Origin of the sequence: Streptomyces sp. NPDC093064, from assembly GCF_044754605.1 — a bacterium.
GTDB lineage: Bacteria > Actinomycetota > Actinomycetes > Streptomycetales > Streptomycetaceae > Streptomyces.
In genome coordinates, this window is record NZ_JBIVPK010000002.1 from 313,056 (window position 1) to 330,832 (window position 17,777).

Sequence of the window (17,777 nt, forward strand, 5' to 3'; positions counted from 1 at the left end):
CCCGGCCAGGGCAGGAGGCCCTACCTGGAGGGCACGCCGCGCCGTCCGGCCTGGCAGGATGGGCGGACCGGCGCGAGAGCGCGCGCCGCTACCACGAAGCGAAGGAACGACCCCGGTGCCCTCCCAGGAAGCCCGTACGACCACCGAAGCGACGGACGCGCAGACCGTCGCGCCGCTGGATCACGACGTGCTGCTCAAGGACCTCCAGAAGCAGGTCGCGCTCCTGGAGGCCGACCTGCGCGAGCGTGCCCACGGCGAGAGTGAACAGGCTGCGGCCCTCAGGGCCGAGTACCGGCGAGCCGAAAGCGCCGGCCGTACCGAGGTCGGTGAGGAGAGCTGGCTGGAGGAGCGGGTGACGCAGATCGCCGCCGCCTGGGTCCTCGCCTGCGTCTTCGTCCGCTTCTGTGAGGACACCGGCCTGGTGCCGGACGCCCGTATCTCCGGCCCCGGTGAGCGTCTCGCCGAGGCGCAGGACAACCACGACGCGTTCTTCCGCGAGCACCCCGAGCTGAACGACCGGGACTGGCTCAAGGAGTCCTTCCGCGCCCTCGGCCGCGAGCACGAGGTCGCCGAAGGGCTGTTCGACCCCGCGCACAACCCGCTGTGGCAACTCGACCCGTCCTACGACACCGCGGCCCGCCTGCTGGCGTTCTGGCGCGAACGCGGCGCGGACGGCCGCATCCGCCACGACTTCACCGACCCGGACCTCAACACCCGTTTCCTCGGCGACCTCTACCAACACCTCTCCGAGCACGCCCGCAAAACGTACGCGCTGCTCCAGACCCCGGAGTTCATCGAGGACTTCATCCTCGACCTGACGCTTGACCCGGCTCTGGAGGAGTTCGGCCTCGACCCGCAGTGGAAGTACCGCCCCGAGGGCTGGCAGGGTGAGACCTACGAGGAGATCGACGAGAACGGCGACGAGGTGGCGGTCGTCCAGGGCCTGCGCTGCATCGACCCAGCCTGTGGTTCCGGTCACTTCCTGCTCGGGCTCTTCAAGCGTATTCTCGCCGCTTGGCGGGAGGCCGAGCGGGGCGCGGATAACTGGCTGCTGGTCCGCCGCGCTCTGGAGTCCGTCCACGGCGCCGACAAGAACCCCTTCGCTGTCTCCATCGCCCGGTTCCGCCTGCTGGTCGCCACACTCCAGGAGTGCAGGGTCGACCGTCTTTCCGCGGCTCCGTCCATGCCGATCCGTATCGCGGTCGCCGACTCGCTGCTCCACGGACGAGAGGCCGGCCGCGAGACCGACCCGACCCTCGACGACGCCGAGCGGGGCGAGATCTTCACGTATCGCACGGAGGACGTCACGCGGTACGTGAAGGAAGTGGACCTGCTGGGCCGCGGCTCGTACCACGTGGTCGTGGCGAACCCGCCGTACATCACGGTCAAGGACAAGGCGGAGAACGAGAACTACCGCAAGAACTACTGGGCGTGCTCCGGGAAGTACGCGCTGTCGGTGCCGTTCGCGCAGCGGATCTTCGAGCTGGCAGTCCGGGCGAGCGGTGACCACCGAAACGGCGGCTTCACCGGGCAGATCACGGCGAACTCGTTCATGAAGCGGGAGTTCGGGGCGACGCTGATCCAGTCGTTCTTTCACGGGGGGCCGTACAAGGACCCGCAGACGCGGCGCCTTGACGTCTACCCCGGGGTCGAGCTGACGCATGTGCTGGACACGTCCGGGGCGTTCATTCCGGGGCACGGCACGCCGACGGTGATTTTGGTGGGCCGCAACCAGGTGGCGCGACAGAAGCAGCCGATCCGGGCGGTGCTGGGGGTGCGGGGGGAGCCGCAGCAGCCTCGTGATCCGGCGCAGGGGGAGGTTTGGAAGGCGATCACCTCTCAGTGGCGGAAACCGGGGGTAGGGCCTGAGACATGGGTGACCGTGGAGGACCTGCCCCGGCTGAGTCTGGCCGATTTCCCATGGAGCCTTTCCGGGGGTGGCGCATCCGGACTGATGAGCAGGGTGGAGAAGGCCCCCCGATCTTTGGGGGATCTTCTTGACGGGAAGATTGGGTTCGCTAGTTTTCCGGGGCAAGACGAAGTCTTCTTTCTGCCCGCCTCTTGGTTCCGTCAGCGACCGGACGCACGGAGGCTCCAGCGTTTCCTTGTGACTGGGGATGTGGTGCGAGACTGGGCCATCGACGCGGATGTGCCCGCTCTGGTGCCCTACGACTCCGCGAACGAGCCCGTCGCCTACCAGCCGCAGACCAGTTGGGGGCGCCACCTTTGGACCATGCGGACCCAACTCGGGTCGACTACGGGCTTCGGCGGCAAGACACGAGCTGAGTCAGATGAGCCCTGGTGGACGTGGTACCGGTGGGTGGCGGATCGGTACCGGACGCCTCTGACGATCACCTACGGTGAGGTCGCCACGCACAACCACTTTGTGCTTGACCGAGGCGGGAAGGTGTTTAAGCAGACCGCGCCGGTGATCAAACTGCCAGAGACCGCGAGCACGGAGCAGCACATTGAGCTACTTGGGGTCCTGAACTCGTCGACCGGCTGTTTCTGGATGAAACAGGTCAGCCACGTCAAGGGCGGCAGCGGTATTGGGCGCGGAGTCCAGGATGAGGCCTGGGAAAACCGTTTCGCGTTCAACGGAACCCGGCTACAGGAGTTCCCTCTCCCCTCCGCACTCCCCCTCGCTCTAGCACGCCAACTCGACACTCTCGCCCAAGAGCTGGCTGCTCACGAGCCCACCGCCCTCACCAGCTCCCCAACCACGCCCCCCACCCACGAAGCCCTAAAGGCCGCTGAGGCGGCACAGAGACGCATCCGCGCCCGCATGATCCTGCTCCAGGAAGAGCTGGACTGGACCGTGTACGGGCTGTACGGGCTGCTCACACCTGCCGAGGTCGCCCGAACCACGCTGCCCGGTGATTTGACCGAGCTCACTGACGCCGACGTACCCGAGGGATTCAAGCTCGGGCAGCGGGCGTTCGAGATCGCCCTTGCCCGCAGCGGTGCCGACACTGCCTGGTTCGAACGGCACGATTCCACCGAGAACCGCACCACCGAAGTCCCCACCCGCGGCTGGCCCGAGTCCTACCGCCGGATCGTTCAGGCGCGGCTCGAACTCATTGCTGACAACAAGGACATCCGCCTGCTCGAACGGCCCGATTTCAAAAGGCGCTGGTTGACCGCGTCCTGGGAGAAGCGCGAGGAGGCTGCTCTGCGGGTCTGGCTACTCAACGCCACCGAGCGGGAGGAGCTGTGGTTCGAGGAACGGGACGGGATCGACTCCCCCCGTGCACTCACCGTCTACCAGCTCGCCGACGCCCTTCGTCACAACGATGCCGTCCGGGACGTCGCCGACCTCTACGCCGCCAAGCACCTCAAGAAGCGCGACGCCCCGCTGTCCACCGTGCTGAACGCCATCATCGAGCCCGAGCACGTCCCTCATCTCGCAGCCCTCCGCTACAAGGAGTCCGGCCTGCGCAAGCGCGCCCAATGGGAGCGGGTCTGGGAGGAGCAGCGCAAGGAGGACGAGGACGGGGAGCGGCGGGACATCAAGGTGCCGCCCAAGTACACGTCCGCCGACTTCCTCAAGCACAGCTACTGGTCGCACCGCGGCAAGCTGGACGTGCCCAAGGAGAGGTTCATCTCCTACCCCGGCTCCGGCCCGGACAACGACCCCTCCCTCCTCATCGGCTGGGCCGGCTGGAACCACCGTCACCAAGCCGAGGCCCTGGTCAACCTCCTCAACGACCGTCTGAACGTCGACGGCTGGCCCAAGGAGGACCCCCGTTTCGTCCCGCTCCTCGCCGGGCTTGCGGAGGTCATGCCCTGGGTGAAGCAGTGGCATGACGAGTACGACGAGGATTGGGAGGGAAACCCCGCCGAGGACTTCAACAGCGCCCTCGTCGCCGGCATGTACGGACGGAGTCTCTCCCGGGAGGACCTCGCCGCCTGGCGCCCCGAGAAGAAGCGGGGCAGGGCGAGCAAATAGGACGGCCTCCAATGTGCGCCACCGTCGACGCATGTCACCCCTCACGAACAGCACGACCCCCACCCCCACGACCTTCGAGCTGCGCATCACCGCCACCCCACGCGGCGCCCGCCTCGCCCGTCGGCTCACCTCGTACTGCCTGGACATCTGGGGCCACCCGAACGACTCCGAGGCCAACGAGACGGCCGCCCTGTTCGTCGCCGAGCTCGCCGCCAACGCCGTCACCCACGGCCGCGTACCCGGCCGGGACGCCCTGCTGCGGTTGACGCAGACCGATGGACGGCTGCAGATCGAGGTGACCGATACCCTCGACGAGTGCCACCCCACCCTCTGGCCGGGGCACGGCGGACGCGCACGCCGAGGCGGAGACCGGCCGGGGCCTCCTGATCGTCGAGGCGCTCGCCGAGACCTGGGGTGTGACGCCGCGCACAGGCGCCCGGGCAAGACGGTGTGGGCGGTGCTCCCTGCCGTGCCGTCCTGACGCCGATCTTCCGGGCCGTCCCGCCCCTGCCCGCGCCCCTGGCAGGATAGACAGGCAGGTGTGTGCGGGACGCGGGTGAAGGCCGGTGCCCCGCCGGGAGCCCGGCCTCGGCAGCCGGGTGCGACGAGGGTGTGGGGAGCGGAAGCAGCTTATGGCGCGAGGCGGCGGGACCGTGCTGAGGGACGTCCTCGACATCAAGGAGGACATGCTCTCCGGTGACTTCAAGGTTGCCCTGTCCGAGGGGTTCACCGGCCGGGACGCCGGGTCGGTCGACGAGTACGTGGTCACGGAGCAGCTCCAGGGGGAGTTCCGCAAGGCCCTGAAGCTCGTCGGCAGAGCCCTGCGCAAAAACGCCTCGCACGCCGCGTATCTGCACGGTTCCTTCGGTGCCGGTAAAAGCCACTTCCTGACCGTGCTGCACGCCGTGCTCAACGGGGATGCGGCGGCCCAGGACAAGCCGCGGCTGCGCGAGGTGGTGGCGGAGCACGAGGACTGGCTGCCCGGCAAGAACTTCCTGATGGTGCCCTACCACCTGGTGGGCGCCGCCAGCCTGGAGTCGGCGCTGTTCGGCGGGTACGTGAACACTGTGCGCCGGGAGCGGCCCGAGGCGTCCACACCGCTGGTGTTCCGGGCCGACTCGCTGCTCGCGGACGCGCGTGAGCTGCGCGCGAAGATCGGCGACGAGGCGTTCATCGGGCTGCTCCCGGAGCCCGCCGCGGCCGCCCCCGCATCCGGCAGTGCGGTCCACACGGACGACGACGCGGACGACGAGGACGCCGAGCTCCAGCCCATCGGCGCCGCCCCCGCCCTCGGCTGGACCGGCGCGGGACTCGACGACGCCTTCGACGCCCCGGCCGGCGACCCGCGGCGCGACCAGCTGCTGACCGCCCTGTTCAAGGGCCCCAACAAGCACTACGCGGACACCGTCAGCGGTGACGCGGCCGCGTACGTGTCGCTGGACGACGGACTCAGCGAGATGAGCAAGCACGCCCACCGGCTCGGCTACGACGGCGTGGTGCTGTTCCTAGACGAGCTGGTGCTGTGGCTCCAGGCCAGGATGTCCGACCGGACCTTCATCAACGACCAGATCCAGAAGCTCGTCAAGCTGATCGAGTCCAGCAACCCCGACCGGCCGGTGCCGATCATCTCGTTCATCTCGCGCCAGCGGGACCTGTCCCAGCTCGTGGGATCCGACATCCTCGGCTCGGACGTGGAGAACCTCCAGCAGGCCCTTGAGTACCTGAAGGAACGCGTCACCGTCATCGACCTGGAGGACCGCAACCTTCCCGAGATCATCAAGGAGCGCGTCCTCAAGCCGCTCCCCGGGCAGGAGCAGGTACTCGACGCCGCGTTCACCGGGGTCGACAGGGCGAGCCAGGTCGTCAAGGACGTACTGCTCGACGGGGAGGGCGCGACCGGCGCCGACTGGGAGGACTTCCGGGCCGTCTACCCCCTCTCCCCCGCCCTGCTGAACGTGCTGGTCGCCCTGTCCGGGGCGCTCCAGCGCGAGCGCACCGGCCTGAAGCTCGTCCAGCAGCTCCTGGAGCGGCACGCCGACGCCGAGATCGGCCGGCTGATCCCGCTCGGCGACCTGTGGGACGTCCTCGTCGACAACACCAGCACCGCCTTCACCGTCAAGCTCCAGCAAGAGTCGGACACCGCACGCCGGTTCCACGCCAAGGCCCGCCGCTTCCTCCTGGACCGGTACCAGCGGGCCGACCACCCCGACTTCATCGCCGACGAGCGCTTCGTCAAGACGCTGCTGCTAGCCTCCCTCGCCCCCGACGTGCCCGCACTGCGCCGCCTGACCGCCTCCCGGCTCGCCGCCCTCAACCACGGTTCGGTGCGCTCGCGTGCTGTGCCCGTGAAGGACAAGGTCGTCGAGCGGATGCGGGCGCTGCAGGGCGAGTTCCCCAGCGAGCTGCGCTCCGAGGGCAAGGACGACCCCGTCTTCTCGCTGCACCTGTCCGAGGTGTCCATCGACCCGATCCTCGACGCCGTCGCCGGCGAGGACACGGCCGGTGCGCGGCGCTCCTGGTTGCGCGAGCGGCTGTGGGAGGAGCTGGGCCTCACCGGCCGGCAGGGGCAGCTCATCGACGAGAAGAAGATCGTGTGGCGGGGCTCCGAGCGCACCGTGGAGTTCGTGTTCGACACGGTCGGCAACTCGCGCCGGCTCTTGGACGAGGCCTTCGAGCCGGCCGTCAAGGGCAACCTGCGGATCATCCTCGACTGCCCCTTCGACGAGGAGACGGGCCGGTCGCCCGACGACTCCTTCCGCCGCGTCACCGGGCTGGGCAAGTCCCATCCCGGCGCGCCCGTGCTGGTGTGGCTGTGCGACCACTTCTCCGACCAGCGCAAGGCCCAGCTGGGCCGCCTGATGCGAATCAACTTCCTGCTGGAGCGAGACCGGCTGTCCGACTACTCCCGGAACTTCCCGCCGGACGACCGTCTCAAGGCCCGCCGCCAGTTGGAGCACGCGCGCGACAACCTCACCGAGACCCTGGTCGATTCGCTGCGCGAGGTGTACGGGCTGGCCGAGGCCAGAGAGGACACGCTGGGCGCCGACGTGCCCGACGGGCGGCACGTCCTGTCGCTGCTGCCCGAGTTCCCGCGTCCGCAGCCCGCGGGCAGCAAGCCGTTCGACCAGGCCGTCGTCCTGCTCGCCGACGGGCTGCTCTCCGCCCTCTACGACAAGCACCCCGACTTCGGTCCGGGAGCGAGCAGCACGCCCAAGGCCGTCACTCCGGGCGAGCTGACCACGGCACTGAAGTGGCTCACCCTGGCCATGGACGAGGGCGGCCGGGTCGAGGTCGACCCGAAGGAGCTGCGGACCGTGAAGCGCGTCCTGGAGCCCCTAGAGCTGGGCACGGTCCACGACGGTCCGCTCGTGGTGAAGAGCGACCAGTGGCGCACGCGGATCAACCAGGCCGCCGCCGCCCACGGGGAGCACGGCGAGCTGTCGGTGGAAGACATCCGCAACTGGATCAGGGACGACCTCGGCCTGCGCGGTCTGGACAAGCACGTCTCCAGCCTGCTCATCGCCGCCTACGCCCTCTTCGACGACCGCTCCTGGGCGCTGTACTCCGGCACCGAGACCACACCTCCGCCCCTGTCGGAGATCGGCCTGGGCTGGAAGCTCCGCGCCCAGCAGCTGCCCACCGCCGAGGAGTACGCCACCGCCCGGGAGCGGGCCGGGGCACTGTTCGGTGTCGCCGGCAAGCCGGGCCTGTTCGCGCGCAACGTGGGCCGGCTCGCCGCCGACGTCCTGGCCAGGGCGACCGCCTACGAGCGGGACGTCGACGGGGTGCGGTCCGCGCTGCGGCGGCACGCCGCGCTCCTCGGGCTCGATGGGGAGACGACCGGGGAGAGTGCCGCGCCGCGCGTCGCCGTGCTGCGCGAGGCCGCCGCCCTGCTGGCCCGCCTGGTGCGTCACACCGACGACGCCACCGGGCTGGTGACCGAGCTGGCCTCGGTCTCCTACGAGACGCCCGCGCGGGAACTGTCCCACGCCATGGACAGCGCCGCCGCCGTGCTCGCGGCGCTGGACGGCACCGACTGGCGGTTGCTGTCCAGCGTGCGCGCGCTGACCGGCCGCGACGACAGCATCGGCGACCGCGCCCAGCGGCTCGTGGACCGCATCGGCGAGGCGGCGCGCGCCCCCGAGCGGGAGCGGTCCCTGGCGCCCGTACTCGGCGAGGTGCGGGAGGCCGGGCACGCCCTGCTGGACGCCGCGCTGCGGCTGGAGCGGCCCGCCGCACCAGCCGGCGAACCCGCCGAGCCGGACCCGGTGACGGCCGCCGGGAACGTCCCGCTGTCCCGGCACGGTGTCCCGCCGGTCTCCTCGGACCCGGCCCCCTCGGATCCGGCGGGTGCGGCCGCGCCGACGCAGGAGCCGCTGTCCTGGGAGCCCGAGCCCGCTTGCGGCCCCGGTCCGCGGCGGGGCGCCCGCCGGGTCATCGCGCCGGGCACCACGGCCCTCCACGCCGACCTCACCGCCATACGCGAGGAGATCGAGGCGTTCCGCGCCCTCCACCCGGACACCCCGGTCGAGATCTCCTGGCGGGCCGAACCGGACGGTGAGGGGCGGTGACGGGCACCCGGCCCGTCGCCGGGCGACGCGCCATCGAAGTCCTGCTGCGGACCGAGCTGGAGAACGCGCCCGACCGACGGCTCGTGCTGGTCGACGCGGTCTGGGACCCCGAGGAGAAGGACAGCGAGTTCACCGTCGCCGTCGGCGGCGGGCGCCGCCGCGTCGTCGTCAGCGACCAGCACTCCCCGCTCGGCGTCACGGACGCCTGGCACCGCCACCTGGCGGGTGGCGCCGCCTGGGAGGACGACAGCGTCCTCGTCGTCACCGGCACCGTGCCCCCCGACCAGCTCGGTCTGGACCTGCGGGCCCACGCCGTGCACCGGCATCCGCTGCCCGTGGACCGCGCCGAGATCGTCACCCAGCTCTTCGGCGCCACCGATCTCGACCGGCGGATGCTGGGCGAGCAATGGCTGCTCGACGGACTGCTCCAGGCCGAGCCCCTCGACGGCTGGCCCCGGGTCGGCGCCGTCCTCACCCGTGACCGGGCGGTCCGCGCCCTGATCGGGGCACGCCTCGGGCTCGGCGACCCCGCGTCCGACACCCTGGACCTGGACGCCGACACCCTGTTCGCCTGGACCCGCACCCCGGCCGGGCCTGCCCTCTACGCCACCCTGCCGAAGGACGAACAGCGCGGCCTGGAAACGTGGCTGGCCCGGACCGTCGGGCCCGCCGCCCCCACGCTGCTCGCACTCGCAGCCGAGAACCGGGGTCACGAAGCCCTGCCCCTGGGAATCCTCGCCTCCGCCGCGCTGCGCTCGCCGTCGGCGGAGGCGGCGGGGTTCGCGCTGGGCACCCTGTTCGGTCAGGCGCTGGCGTCCTTCGACACACTGCGACCCTTCGCCGACGCCGCCACCGGCGTCCTCACTCGCTGGATCGCCCAGGCCGAGGGCACCGGATCACCGTCCGGGCCGGCCCGCTCCCGGGTACTGGCCGTCCTCGAACGCGCCGACCTGCTCGCCGCCGACGCCCGCCTGACCGACCTGGTCCGGGGCGACCGGCTGCTCCCGTCCGGCTACATCGGACGGCTGCGGGCCCTGGCCGCCTGCCTCGGCAGCCGCGGCGAGGGCGCGCCCGCACTCGCCGAGTCCGCGCTGCGCGACCTGGGCGCGCACCAACTCGCCGCGCTGCACGGCGAGTCCACCGAGACCGCCCGCACCGCCGTCCGCCTGATGCGCTGGCTCGCCACCGAGCCCGGCTGGCCCGCGACCGTCGGCCAGGCCGTGCGGGACCACATGTCCTCGTCGGGCTGGGCCGACCTGGCCATCGGCGTCCTCGCACAGGGAGACGCCTCGCGTGACACGTCCGTCGGCGAGGCCTACCGGCGGCTGATAGGAGCGGCGCGGGAGCGCCGGGCCGCTCTCGACGCCCGGTTCGCGGACCTCCTGGCCTCCTGGTCCGAGACCGCCTGCCAGCAGGCGAACGGCGGCGCCCTGCTCATCGAGGACGTCCTCGCCAAGGCGGCGGCCCCGCTCGCCCAGGGCGGCGGCCGTCCCCTGGTGCTCGTCCTCGACGGCATGAGCGCGGACATCGCCGTCCGGATCGCCGGGGAACTCGACCGGCGGGCGTGGACGGAGATCGTGCCGGGCTCCGCGAAGGGCGCGATGCCCCACCGGCAGGCGGCCGTGTCCATGCTGCCGTCGGTGACCCGGGTCAGCCGGGCGTCCCTACTGTGCGGCCGCCCCTCCGAGGGGGGACAGGCCGCCGAGCGCACCGGGTTCGCCGCCTTCTGGCGCAAGCGCCACCGCGGCGCGCACCTCTTCCACAAGGGCGGATACGAAGGCCCGCCCGGACACCGGCTCGCGCCGGAGGTCGTCCAGGCCCTCGCCTCCGAGGACGTCGTGGGCGTGGTCGTCAACACCATCGACGACGCCCTGGCCGACGGCCGGGAGGGAACCACCGGAAGCTGGGGACTGGCCGACATCGGGAAACTGCCCGACCTGCTCAACGCCGCCCGTGACTACGGGCGTCCGGTCGTGCTCGTCTCCGACCACGGACACGTCGTCGACCGCACCGAGCGCGGTCACCAGCCCGCCGACGTCCCCGGGGTGCGCGGGGCCCGCTGGCGCACCGGAGAACCGGGCGACGGCGAAGTCCGGCTGACAGGGCCGCGGGTGCTGACCGACAGCAAGCACATCGTCGCCGCCTGGCGCGACGACCTGCGCTACACCGCCCGGCAGGGCGGCTACCACGGCGGGGCCTCGCTCGCCGAGGTCACCGTTCCGGTGATCACCCTGGTCCCGGCTGGAGGGACCGTGCCGTCGGGCTGGACACTGCTGCCGCCCGAGTCGAGCGAGCAGTCCTGGTGGAACACGACGACGTCCGACTGGGCCGAGGTCGAGGCCGTACCGACGACGGCAACGGCGACGGCAACAGCGGAACCGGCCGGGCAGGCCCCCACCGCGCCACTGCGGCATCCGCCCGCCCGTGGCGCCGAGGTGGCGGGCGAGCCCACCCTCGGGGAGCGCACCGTACGCAGTGCGCCGTACCGGACACAGCGCGAGTTCGTCCGCCTCGCGCCCGCCGACAAGGCCGTCGCCGCGGCGCTCGACGCCCTGGACGCGGCGGGCGGGAAGCTGTCGCCCGGAGCGGTCGCCGCGGCCGCCCAGGCCGCCACCGGCAAGTCGCAGCGCAACCCCGCCCGTTTCGCGACGATGCTGGAGCGGCTGCTTAACATCGACGGTTACCCCGTCCTCCAACTGGTCGAGTCGGGACGCACCGTGCACCTCGACCGGGCCCTCCTCGCCCAGCAGTTCCCGTCCCCGGAAGGCACCGCATGACCCGCCCGGCCCTCGACATCAGCGCCGCACGCCGCCGCGACGTCGTCGACGCGCTGCGCCGCGGCACCGTCCCGCAGGCGGGGCTCGGCCTGTTCGCCGTAGGGCTGGAGCGCTTCGAGGACGCCCTCGACGACGACCTGGCCACCGTCGCCCGCGGCGGGGCCGCCTTCCACGCCCTGCGCGGCGAGTACGGCTCCGGCAAGACGTTCTTCGCACGCTGGCTCGCCGAGCGGGCGAAACGGCGCGGACTCGCCGTCAGCGAGGTCCAGATCTCCGAGACCGAGACCCCGCTGCACCGCCTGGAAACCGTCTACCGCAGGCTCGCCGAACGGCTCACCACCGCCTCCCACCAGCCCTCCGCACTGCGCGCCGTCGTCGACTCCTGGTTCTACGCCCTGGAGGAGGAGGCACTGGCCGGAGGTGACGTCGCCGACGACGACGAGGAGACGCTGGCGGCCGTCGTCGACGCACTCCTCGAACAGCGGCTCGCCGCCGTCGCCCGTACCACCCCCGCCTTCTCCGCCGCACTGCGCGGCTACCGACGGGCCGTGGCCGCGGGGGACAGTGCCCTCGCCGAGGCCCTGATCGCCTGGCTGGGCGGACAGCGGTCGGTGGCCGCCGCCGCGAAACGGGCCGCCGGACTCCGCGGCGACCTCGACCACTTCGCCGCCCTCGGCTTCCTCCAAGGGCTGCTCACGGTACTGCGGGACTGCGGACACCCCGGGCTCCTGCTCGTCCTCGACGAGGTCGAGACCCTGCAGCGCGTCCGCAGCGACGTCCGCGAGAAATCCCTGAACGCGCTCCGCCAGCTCCTCGACGAGATCGACACCGGACGCTTCCCCGGCCTGTTCCTCGTCATCACCGGCACCCCCGCCTTCTACGACGGGCAGCAGGGCGTCCAGCGCCTCGCGCCCCTCGCCCAGCGCCTCGCCACCGACTTCACCACCGACGTGCGCTTCGACTCCCCGCGGGCGGTCCAGTTGCGCCTGCCGGGCTTCGACCTCACCTCGCTCCGCGAACTGGGGCGCAAGGCCCGGGACATCTACGCCGCCGACGCCCGGCACCCCGAGCGGCTCACGACGCGGGCGGACGACGCCTACCTGGACGAGCTGGCCCGCGCCGTCACCGGGGCGCTCGGCGGCAAGGTCGGCATCGCGCCCCGCCTGTACCTGCGCAAGCTGATCGCCGACGTGCTGGACCGCATCGACGAGTTCGCGGACTTCGACCCGCGCAGGCACTACGCGCTCACCCTGCGGGTGGCCGAACTGAGCGACACCGAGCGCAACGCGGCGGCCGGCACAGCGACCGGGGCAGCCGACGTCCCGCTGGACCTGCCGTGAGGCAGGACACCCCCGGACCGCCCTCCGGGCGCCCCGCACCCGACGCCTTCGACCTCCTCGACCCCGTGCTCGGGCACCACGTCGTCAACACCCTCGGCTGGCACACCCTGCGACCGCTGCAGGAAGAAGCGGTCGCCCCGCTCCTCGACGGCGAGGACGCCGTGCTGCTGGCCCCCACCGCGGGCGGCAAGACCGAAGCGGCCGTGTTCCCCCTCCTGAGTCGGATGAACCGGCGCGGCTGGAAGGGCACCAGCGTGCTGTACGTGTGCCCGCTCAAGGCCCTACTCAACAACCTGCACCCCCGCCTGGAGATTTACACGGGCTGGCTGGGCCGCAGTACGGGCCTGTGGCACGGTGACGTCACCACCGCCCAGAGGCACCGCCTGCTCCTCCAGCGCCCCGACATCCTGCTGACCACACCGGAGTCCCTGGAGTCCATGCTGGTCAGCACCCATGTCGACCACCGCTCCTTCTTCAGCGGACTTCACACGGTCGTCGTCGACGAGGTGCACGCCTTCGCCGGGGACGACCGGGGCTGGCACCTGCTCGCCGTGCTGGAGCGTCTGGCACGCGTCGCGGGCCATCCCCTCCAACGCGTCGGACTGTCCGCGACCGTCGGGAACCCCGCCGAACTGCTGGAATGGCTCCAGGGATCCGAGCAGGCACGCCGTCCCGGCCGCGTCATCGCCCCGGACTCCGGTCAGCGGTCCCCGGCGACAGGGAGGGCCCATCCGGCCGGGGACGTCGAACTCGACTACGTCGGCTCCGTCGCCAACGCCTCGATCGTCATCGCCGCCCTGCACCGCGGTGAGAAACGGTTGGTCTTCTGCGAGAGCCGCCGCACGGTCGAGGAACTTGGCGAGCAGTTGCGCCTGCGTGGCGTGACCACCTTCCTCTCCCACGCATCGCTCTCCGTGGACGAACGCAGACAGGCCGAAGCGGCATTCGCCGAAGCGCGGGACTGCGTGATCGTCTCGACCAGCACCCTGGAACTCGGCATCGACGTGGGCGACCTCGACCGGGTCATCCAGCTCGACGCGCCCCGCACCGTCGCCGCGTTCCTCCAACGGCTCGGCCGCACGGGACGCCGACCCGGCACCAGCCGCAACTGTCTCTTCCTCGCCCTGGACGACGACGGGCTCCTCGCCTCGGCCGCCCTGCTGCTGCAGTGGTCGCGCAACTGGGTGGAACCGGTCGTTCCGCCCCCCGAGCCGCGTCACCTCGTCGCACAGCAGCTGCTGGCGCTCTGCCTCCAGGAACACCAGGTCGGCGAGAACCTGTGGGAGCAGTGGTGGGGTGGTCTCGGTCCCTTCGGCCCTGGAGCGGACCCTGTGGTCCGCCACTTGGTCGAACAGGGCTATCTCGACCAGGACTCGGGCCTGCTATTCATCGGCCCGCAGGCCGAACAGCGTTACGGTCACCGGCACTTCATGAATCTGATGGCGGTGTTCACCGCACCACCCGAGTTCACCGTCCTCAACGGCCGCACCGAGATCGGCCGGACCGACCCCGACCTGCTCACCGCACAGGTCCAGGGTCCGCGCAGGCTCCTGCTCGCCGGGCGGAGCTGGCAGGTCACCCACATCGACTTCCGTCGCCGCCGCTGCTTCGTCACCCCGGTGGACGAAGGCGGGCGGGCCCGGTGGAACGGCTTCGGCTCCGAACGGATTCTGTCCTTCGAACTCGCCCGGGCCGCACGCGACGTCCTCCTCGAAGAGGATCCACCCGTGCGCCTGACCGGGCGGGCCGCCGCACGCCTCGCCCAGGCCCGCGAGGCACACGTGAACACGGTACATCCCGGAGGGACGGTCATCACCCGCCGTCCGGACGGTGACGTCCACTGGTGGACCTGGGCCGGTCACCGCGCCAACTCCACCCTCGCCGCCACTCTGGCCCCCGTGGTCTCACCACAGCAGCGCACCCATGCCCACTACATCCGGCTACGGGACGATCTCACCCGTCAGGATTGGGTGATCGCCGTGGCAGACACGAAGGACGGCTTGAGCCTGCCCGAGGTCGATGGGCAGGCCCTGCGAGGCCTTAAGTTCAGCGAAGCCCTTCCGCCTAGGCTAGCGGAGGCCACTCTTGCCGCCCGTACCGCGGACGAGGAAGGTGCCCGCCTCACACTTGCCGAGCCCGTACGATTCACCACTCTTTTGCGCAAAATGTGACGGTGGGGCGACACACCGCACCCATAGATGCCACAAAGCATGCAGGCACAGCATCATTCGTCGCCATGAGCGCCTTCGCTGTGTTATTCCGATTGTTGCCACCGGTCCGATGCCGTTAGAGGCCCGCGCACTGGATTGCCAAGCGGCGCAGGTTCATCAGCCTTAGCCTGTGGACTATCCGTGGACAAGATTAAGAAGTCATGGGGACGACGTAGCTTCCGACCTGCTATTTCGCGGCATCGAGAAGCGCCCTCCGGAGCCGTGGTCGCAGCTTCGGACCTTGCAATGAGCCGATCTGCGCCGGGCATCACCGGTCGTAACACGTGTACGAGCCGTTTGTGTTCTGAGCGATGGCGTTATGATCCCAACACTTCAGCATCGACGAGAGCGTGTATCCCCGGTAGCCGGCTGCGACGATCAGGACGCCACATACCGCGCCGACGACAGCCAGCAGAACGCGCGACGTCCGCATGGCTATGGCCAGTCCTCCGAGCAGCGCGACAACACCCAGGATCAGGGCGACCAGCGCAACGCTGCTGTCGTTGTCCCTCAACCCTGCAAACTGGTCAGGTGACTCGATCTCGACGGTGCTTCCAAAGCTGAGCGCAATCAGCAGCCCGGCGAGCAGGACTAGGACCCCAGCCAGGCAGCCCCCAGCGAGTTTCAGGGCCGGGGGCGCTGTCGGAGCTTCAGCCGAGTCGATTTGCTTCACCCGATCATCCAACCCGACATCGCCGGATGACATCAACGCCATCGGTCGGCTGCGGGTGGAGCCACCCACGGGGGGACTACTAACTCGGCGTCCACGTCGTGATTCAGCAGGATCCGCTGAGCGGTGATCGAACTCCTAAAGCGGTGGTCAACGCGAGTTCTGTACAGGAGCTACCACCACCGGGGCCCCGACGCTCATGCCCCTTGCCTAAGATCCCTACCCCCGCTGGCCTTGATCAGCCAAGACAGCGAACCGCTGCCGAATGGCCAACCAGTGGTGGCCACCTCAACCCAGCCGTTGCCCGGCTCGTCTGCCCCCGCGTCCCACCACCACCAGCTGCGGTCGTCGCCCATGCCCTCCTCGGTCGGGTCGAAGTAGTAGAGCCAACCTGACAGCGTCCAAGGTCCTTGGCTGAAGTCCGCCTTCTGCTCGGGCGCCATCGCCTGCCACTTCCGGAGCCAAGCCTGGGCGTCGAATGACAGGCCAGCCCGCGACTCTGCGTTCTCCGGCGCGCACCGCTGCACGAACCACGCCGGTAGCAGCTCCGGCCACCGCTCGAAGGCGGGCCAGTCGTCCGTCCGAGCGACCACAGACGTCAGCACGGCACGGGCATCTGCGATGACCCGCGCCGGATTCTCGGCGGTGAACCGAACCCGCACGAGAAAGGGCCTCTGTTGACCGTCATCAGGTCCGAGACCAGACCGAAGACGCCTAAGCTCGCCCGTGATGATCTCCACGGCGAAGAAGTGTGCACTGCCACCAGCTTCACCGCACGTGAAATAGCCCGTCGCATGCGTGTTTGGAGTCGGCATGCGAGGTCGCAAACGACCTGAGGGAACTAGCCGTACTGCTCGACGAAGAGGCCGTGCCAGACCCGTGCCAGGTCGTGCGGGGAACCACGGGGAACACTGGGGATCAGGGGGACGGCCATCAGAGCTCCGACACCGCGTCGCCACAGGTCAGCCCGGCAGCCTCCCCTAAACGCCCCTAGCTTCCCAAGCCGAGAGCGCGAGTTCGATTCTCGTCACCCGCTCCATGAGAAACCCCCAGGTCAGAGACCCGGGGGTTCTTTGTCGACGGCCCGGTCCGGGTTTCTGTCCATCATGGAGTTCACCCCGGCCGACCCAGGCTGCTCAACCCACTTGAGGGCTTGGGCCGGTGGCGTTCCCGGTGGCGTCTGTCGTAGGGCCCGGCCGGTGAGAGCAGTCGCTCAGTCGTGATCACGCGGCCGGGCGGCTGCGGTCACGCATGGGCCGGACTGGGGGCCCTCGAGCCTGCGTATGCTCGCCTCGATGTTGCTTCAGAGAGGCTGAGAGGGGGTGCGCGTGCTGAGGTTGCTCGGCTTTTTCGATGACTTCGGTTATTCGAGCGAGTTGGCTGCGGGACCGCTGGGGGCTCAGGCGCAAGCGTCCGGCGAGCCGGATGAAGCTGAAATCGTGGAGTATCTCGACGTAGGCCATCAACTCACGTACTTCATGGAGGCGGGGGTCGATGTCGTCACGGGAAAGGTTCACCGGCACACGTCCGGCTGCTCGTCGCTGGTAACCGATGGCATGTGGGTGTGGCGCGCGGATTTTGCGCACTATCTGGAGGCGTATCACGTGCTGTTGCCCGCAACCTTCGTTGCCCGGGTTCGAGGGCTGCGCTACCAGATGCCGGACCTGGTCGGTGCGGACTTCGCACCGGTCTTCGACGAGATCGTCCTCAGGTTCGAATGGACGGATGTCGAGCCGTGGGACGCAGAGTCGGTCCTGCGCCCGCAGTCACGGGCCGTTTCGACCCGTACCGAATTTGTGGCCAGGGTCCGGCAGGAACGGCCTGCCGGACCCTGGGGGAAGGCGCCACGTAAGCCGCGCAGGGGCAGGGAGCGCGGTTTTTAGCGATCGTCGCTATACGTGATGGGTCTGATCAGGCGGCGAGTATTTTGTGCAGGCGCTCGGCTGGGGTTTCCCAGCCGAGCGCCTTGCGTGGGCGGCTGTTGAGTTCGGCAGCGACTGTGTCGAGGTGCTCGCGTGTGTGCGCGCCGTCAGCGGATCGACGGGTCGCTTCGTCAGCGACCTTGATCCTCAAGTCCACTGCTTCGGAGAGGAGTTCGTCGATGGCTCCCTCGGTGCGGCAGGTGTTGACGCAGGCTGGATGGCAGCCATCGGTGTCCGGGGTGAACCGAGCGTCATCGAGGGATGGCTCGAGCTCACAGCGTGTCACCGGCGCGGAGAAGACGCAGGTCATGCCCTTCGCGGGGTAGATCTGCAGGGAT

Annotated in this window: 10 protein-coding genes; 7 read left to right on the forward strand and 3 right to left on the reverse strand. The window is 70.2% G+C overall.

Going from position 1 to position 17,777, the window contains the following annotated elements; translation table 11 throughout:
* The first annotated feature begins 115 nt into the window (after positions 1 to 115).
* From pglX to ACIQFZ_RS04335, 6 genes are all read left to right on the forward strand, one after another.
* Complete coding sequence (gene pglX / locus ACIQFZ_RS04310; RefSeq protein ID WP_402690573.1) at positions 116 to 3,949, forward strand: BREX-2 system adenine-specific DNA-methyltransferase PglX; 3,834 nt, start codon at positions 116 to 118, stop codon at positions 3,947 to 3,949.
* A 31-nt stretch (positions 3,950 to 3,980) separates the two neighbouring features.
* Entirely contained in the window at positions 3,981 to 4,430 is a 450-nt protein-coding gene (locus tag ACIQFZ_RS04315) for an ATP-binding protein (protein WP_402690574.1), read from the forward strand.
* A gap of 172 nt (positions 4,431 to 4,602) precedes the next feature.
* Positions 4,603 to 8,520 carry a hypothetical protein gene (locus ACIQFZ_RS04320; RefSeq protein ID WP_402690575.1) on the forward strand — a complete coding sequence of 1,306 codons (3,918 nt, stop codon included), beginning with the start codon at positions 4,603 to 4,605 and terminating at the stop codon, positions 8,518 to 8,520.
* Positions 8,517 to 11,297, forward strand: coding sequence for a BREX-2 system phosphatase PglZ (pglZ, locus tag ACIQFZ_RS04325; protein WP_402690576.1), 2,781 nt, complete (start codon positions 8,517 to 8,519; stop codon positions 11,295 to 11,297). The genes ACIQFZ_RS04320 and pglZ overlap by 4 nt, the downstream gene beginning before the upstream one ends.
* On the forward strand, positions 11,294 to 12,637 hold the full coding sequence (gene brxD / locus ACIQFZ_RS04330; RefSeq protein WP_402690577.1) for a BREX system ATP-binding protein BrxD: 1,344 nt from the start codon (positions 11,294 to 11,296) through the stop codon (positions 12,635 to 12,637). Before pglZ ends, brxD begins: the two co-directional genes overlap by 4 nt.
* Positions 12,634 to 14,808 carry a DEAD/DEAH box helicase gene (locus ACIQFZ_RS04335; protein WP_402690578.1) on the forward strand — a complete coding sequence of 725 codons (2,175 nt, stop codon included), beginning with the start codon at positions 12,634 to 12,636 and terminating at the stop codon, positions 14,806 to 14,808. Before brxD ends, ACIQFZ_RS04335 begins: the two co-directional genes overlap by 4 nt.
* Before the next feature lie 307 nt (positions 14,809 to 15,115).
* Here the strand turns inward: ACIQFZ_RS04335 and ACIQFZ_RS04340 are convergent, their stop codons facing one another.
* Both ACIQFZ_RS04340 and ACIQFZ_RS04345 read right to left on the reverse strand, forming a co-directional pair.
* The gene (locus ACIQFZ_RS04340) at positions 15,116 to 15,589 is read right to left on the reverse strand and encodes a hypothetical protein (RefSeq protein ID WP_402690579.1); all 474 of its coding nucleotides are present in this window, start codon (positions 15,587 to 15,589) and stop codon (positions 15,116 to 15,118) included.
* Between the two features lie 125 nt (positions 15,590 to 15,714).
* Positions 15,715 to 16,257, reverse strand: a complete 543-nt coding sequence (locus ACIQFZ_RS04345; RefSeq protein ID WP_402690580.1) for a hypothetical protein — start codon at positions 16,255 to 16,257, stop codon at positions 15,715 to 15,717.
* Positions 16,258 to 16,845: 588 nt separating this feature from the next.
* On the opposite strand from ACIQFZ_RS04345, the gene ACIQFZ_RS04350 reads away from it, so the two are divergent.
* Positions 16,846 to 17,400 (forward strand): hypothetical protein, encoded by a 555-nt coding sequence (locus ACIQFZ_RS04350; protein WP_402690581.1) that lies wholly within the window; start codon positions 16,846 to 16,848, stop codon positions 17,398 to 17,400.
* Positions 17,401 to 17,428: 28 nt separating this feature from the next.
* Here the strand turns inward: ACIQFZ_RS04350 and ACIQFZ_RS04355 are convergent, their stop codons facing one another.
* A complete protein-coding gene (locus ACIQFZ_RS04355) occupies positions 17,429 to 17,749 on the reverse strand; it encodes a hypothetical protein (RefSeq protein ID WP_402690622.1) in 321 nt (106 codons plus the stop codon).
* Between the last annotated feature and the right edge of the window lie 28 nt (positions 17,750 to 17,777).

Coding starts and splice junctions, on each gene's coding strand:
- ACIQFZ_RS04315 (WP_402690574.1), top strand. CDS start 3,981: ATGTCACCCCTCACGAACAGCACGACCCCCACCCCCACGACCTTCGAG.
- brxD (WP_402690577.1), top strand. CDS start 11,294: ATGACCCGCCCGGCCCTCGACATCAGCGCCGCACGCCGCCGCGACGTC.
- ACIQFZ_RS04355 (WP_402690622.1), bottom strand. CDS start 17,749: ATGACCTGCGTCTTCTCCGCGCCGGTGACACGCTGTGAGCTCGAGCCA.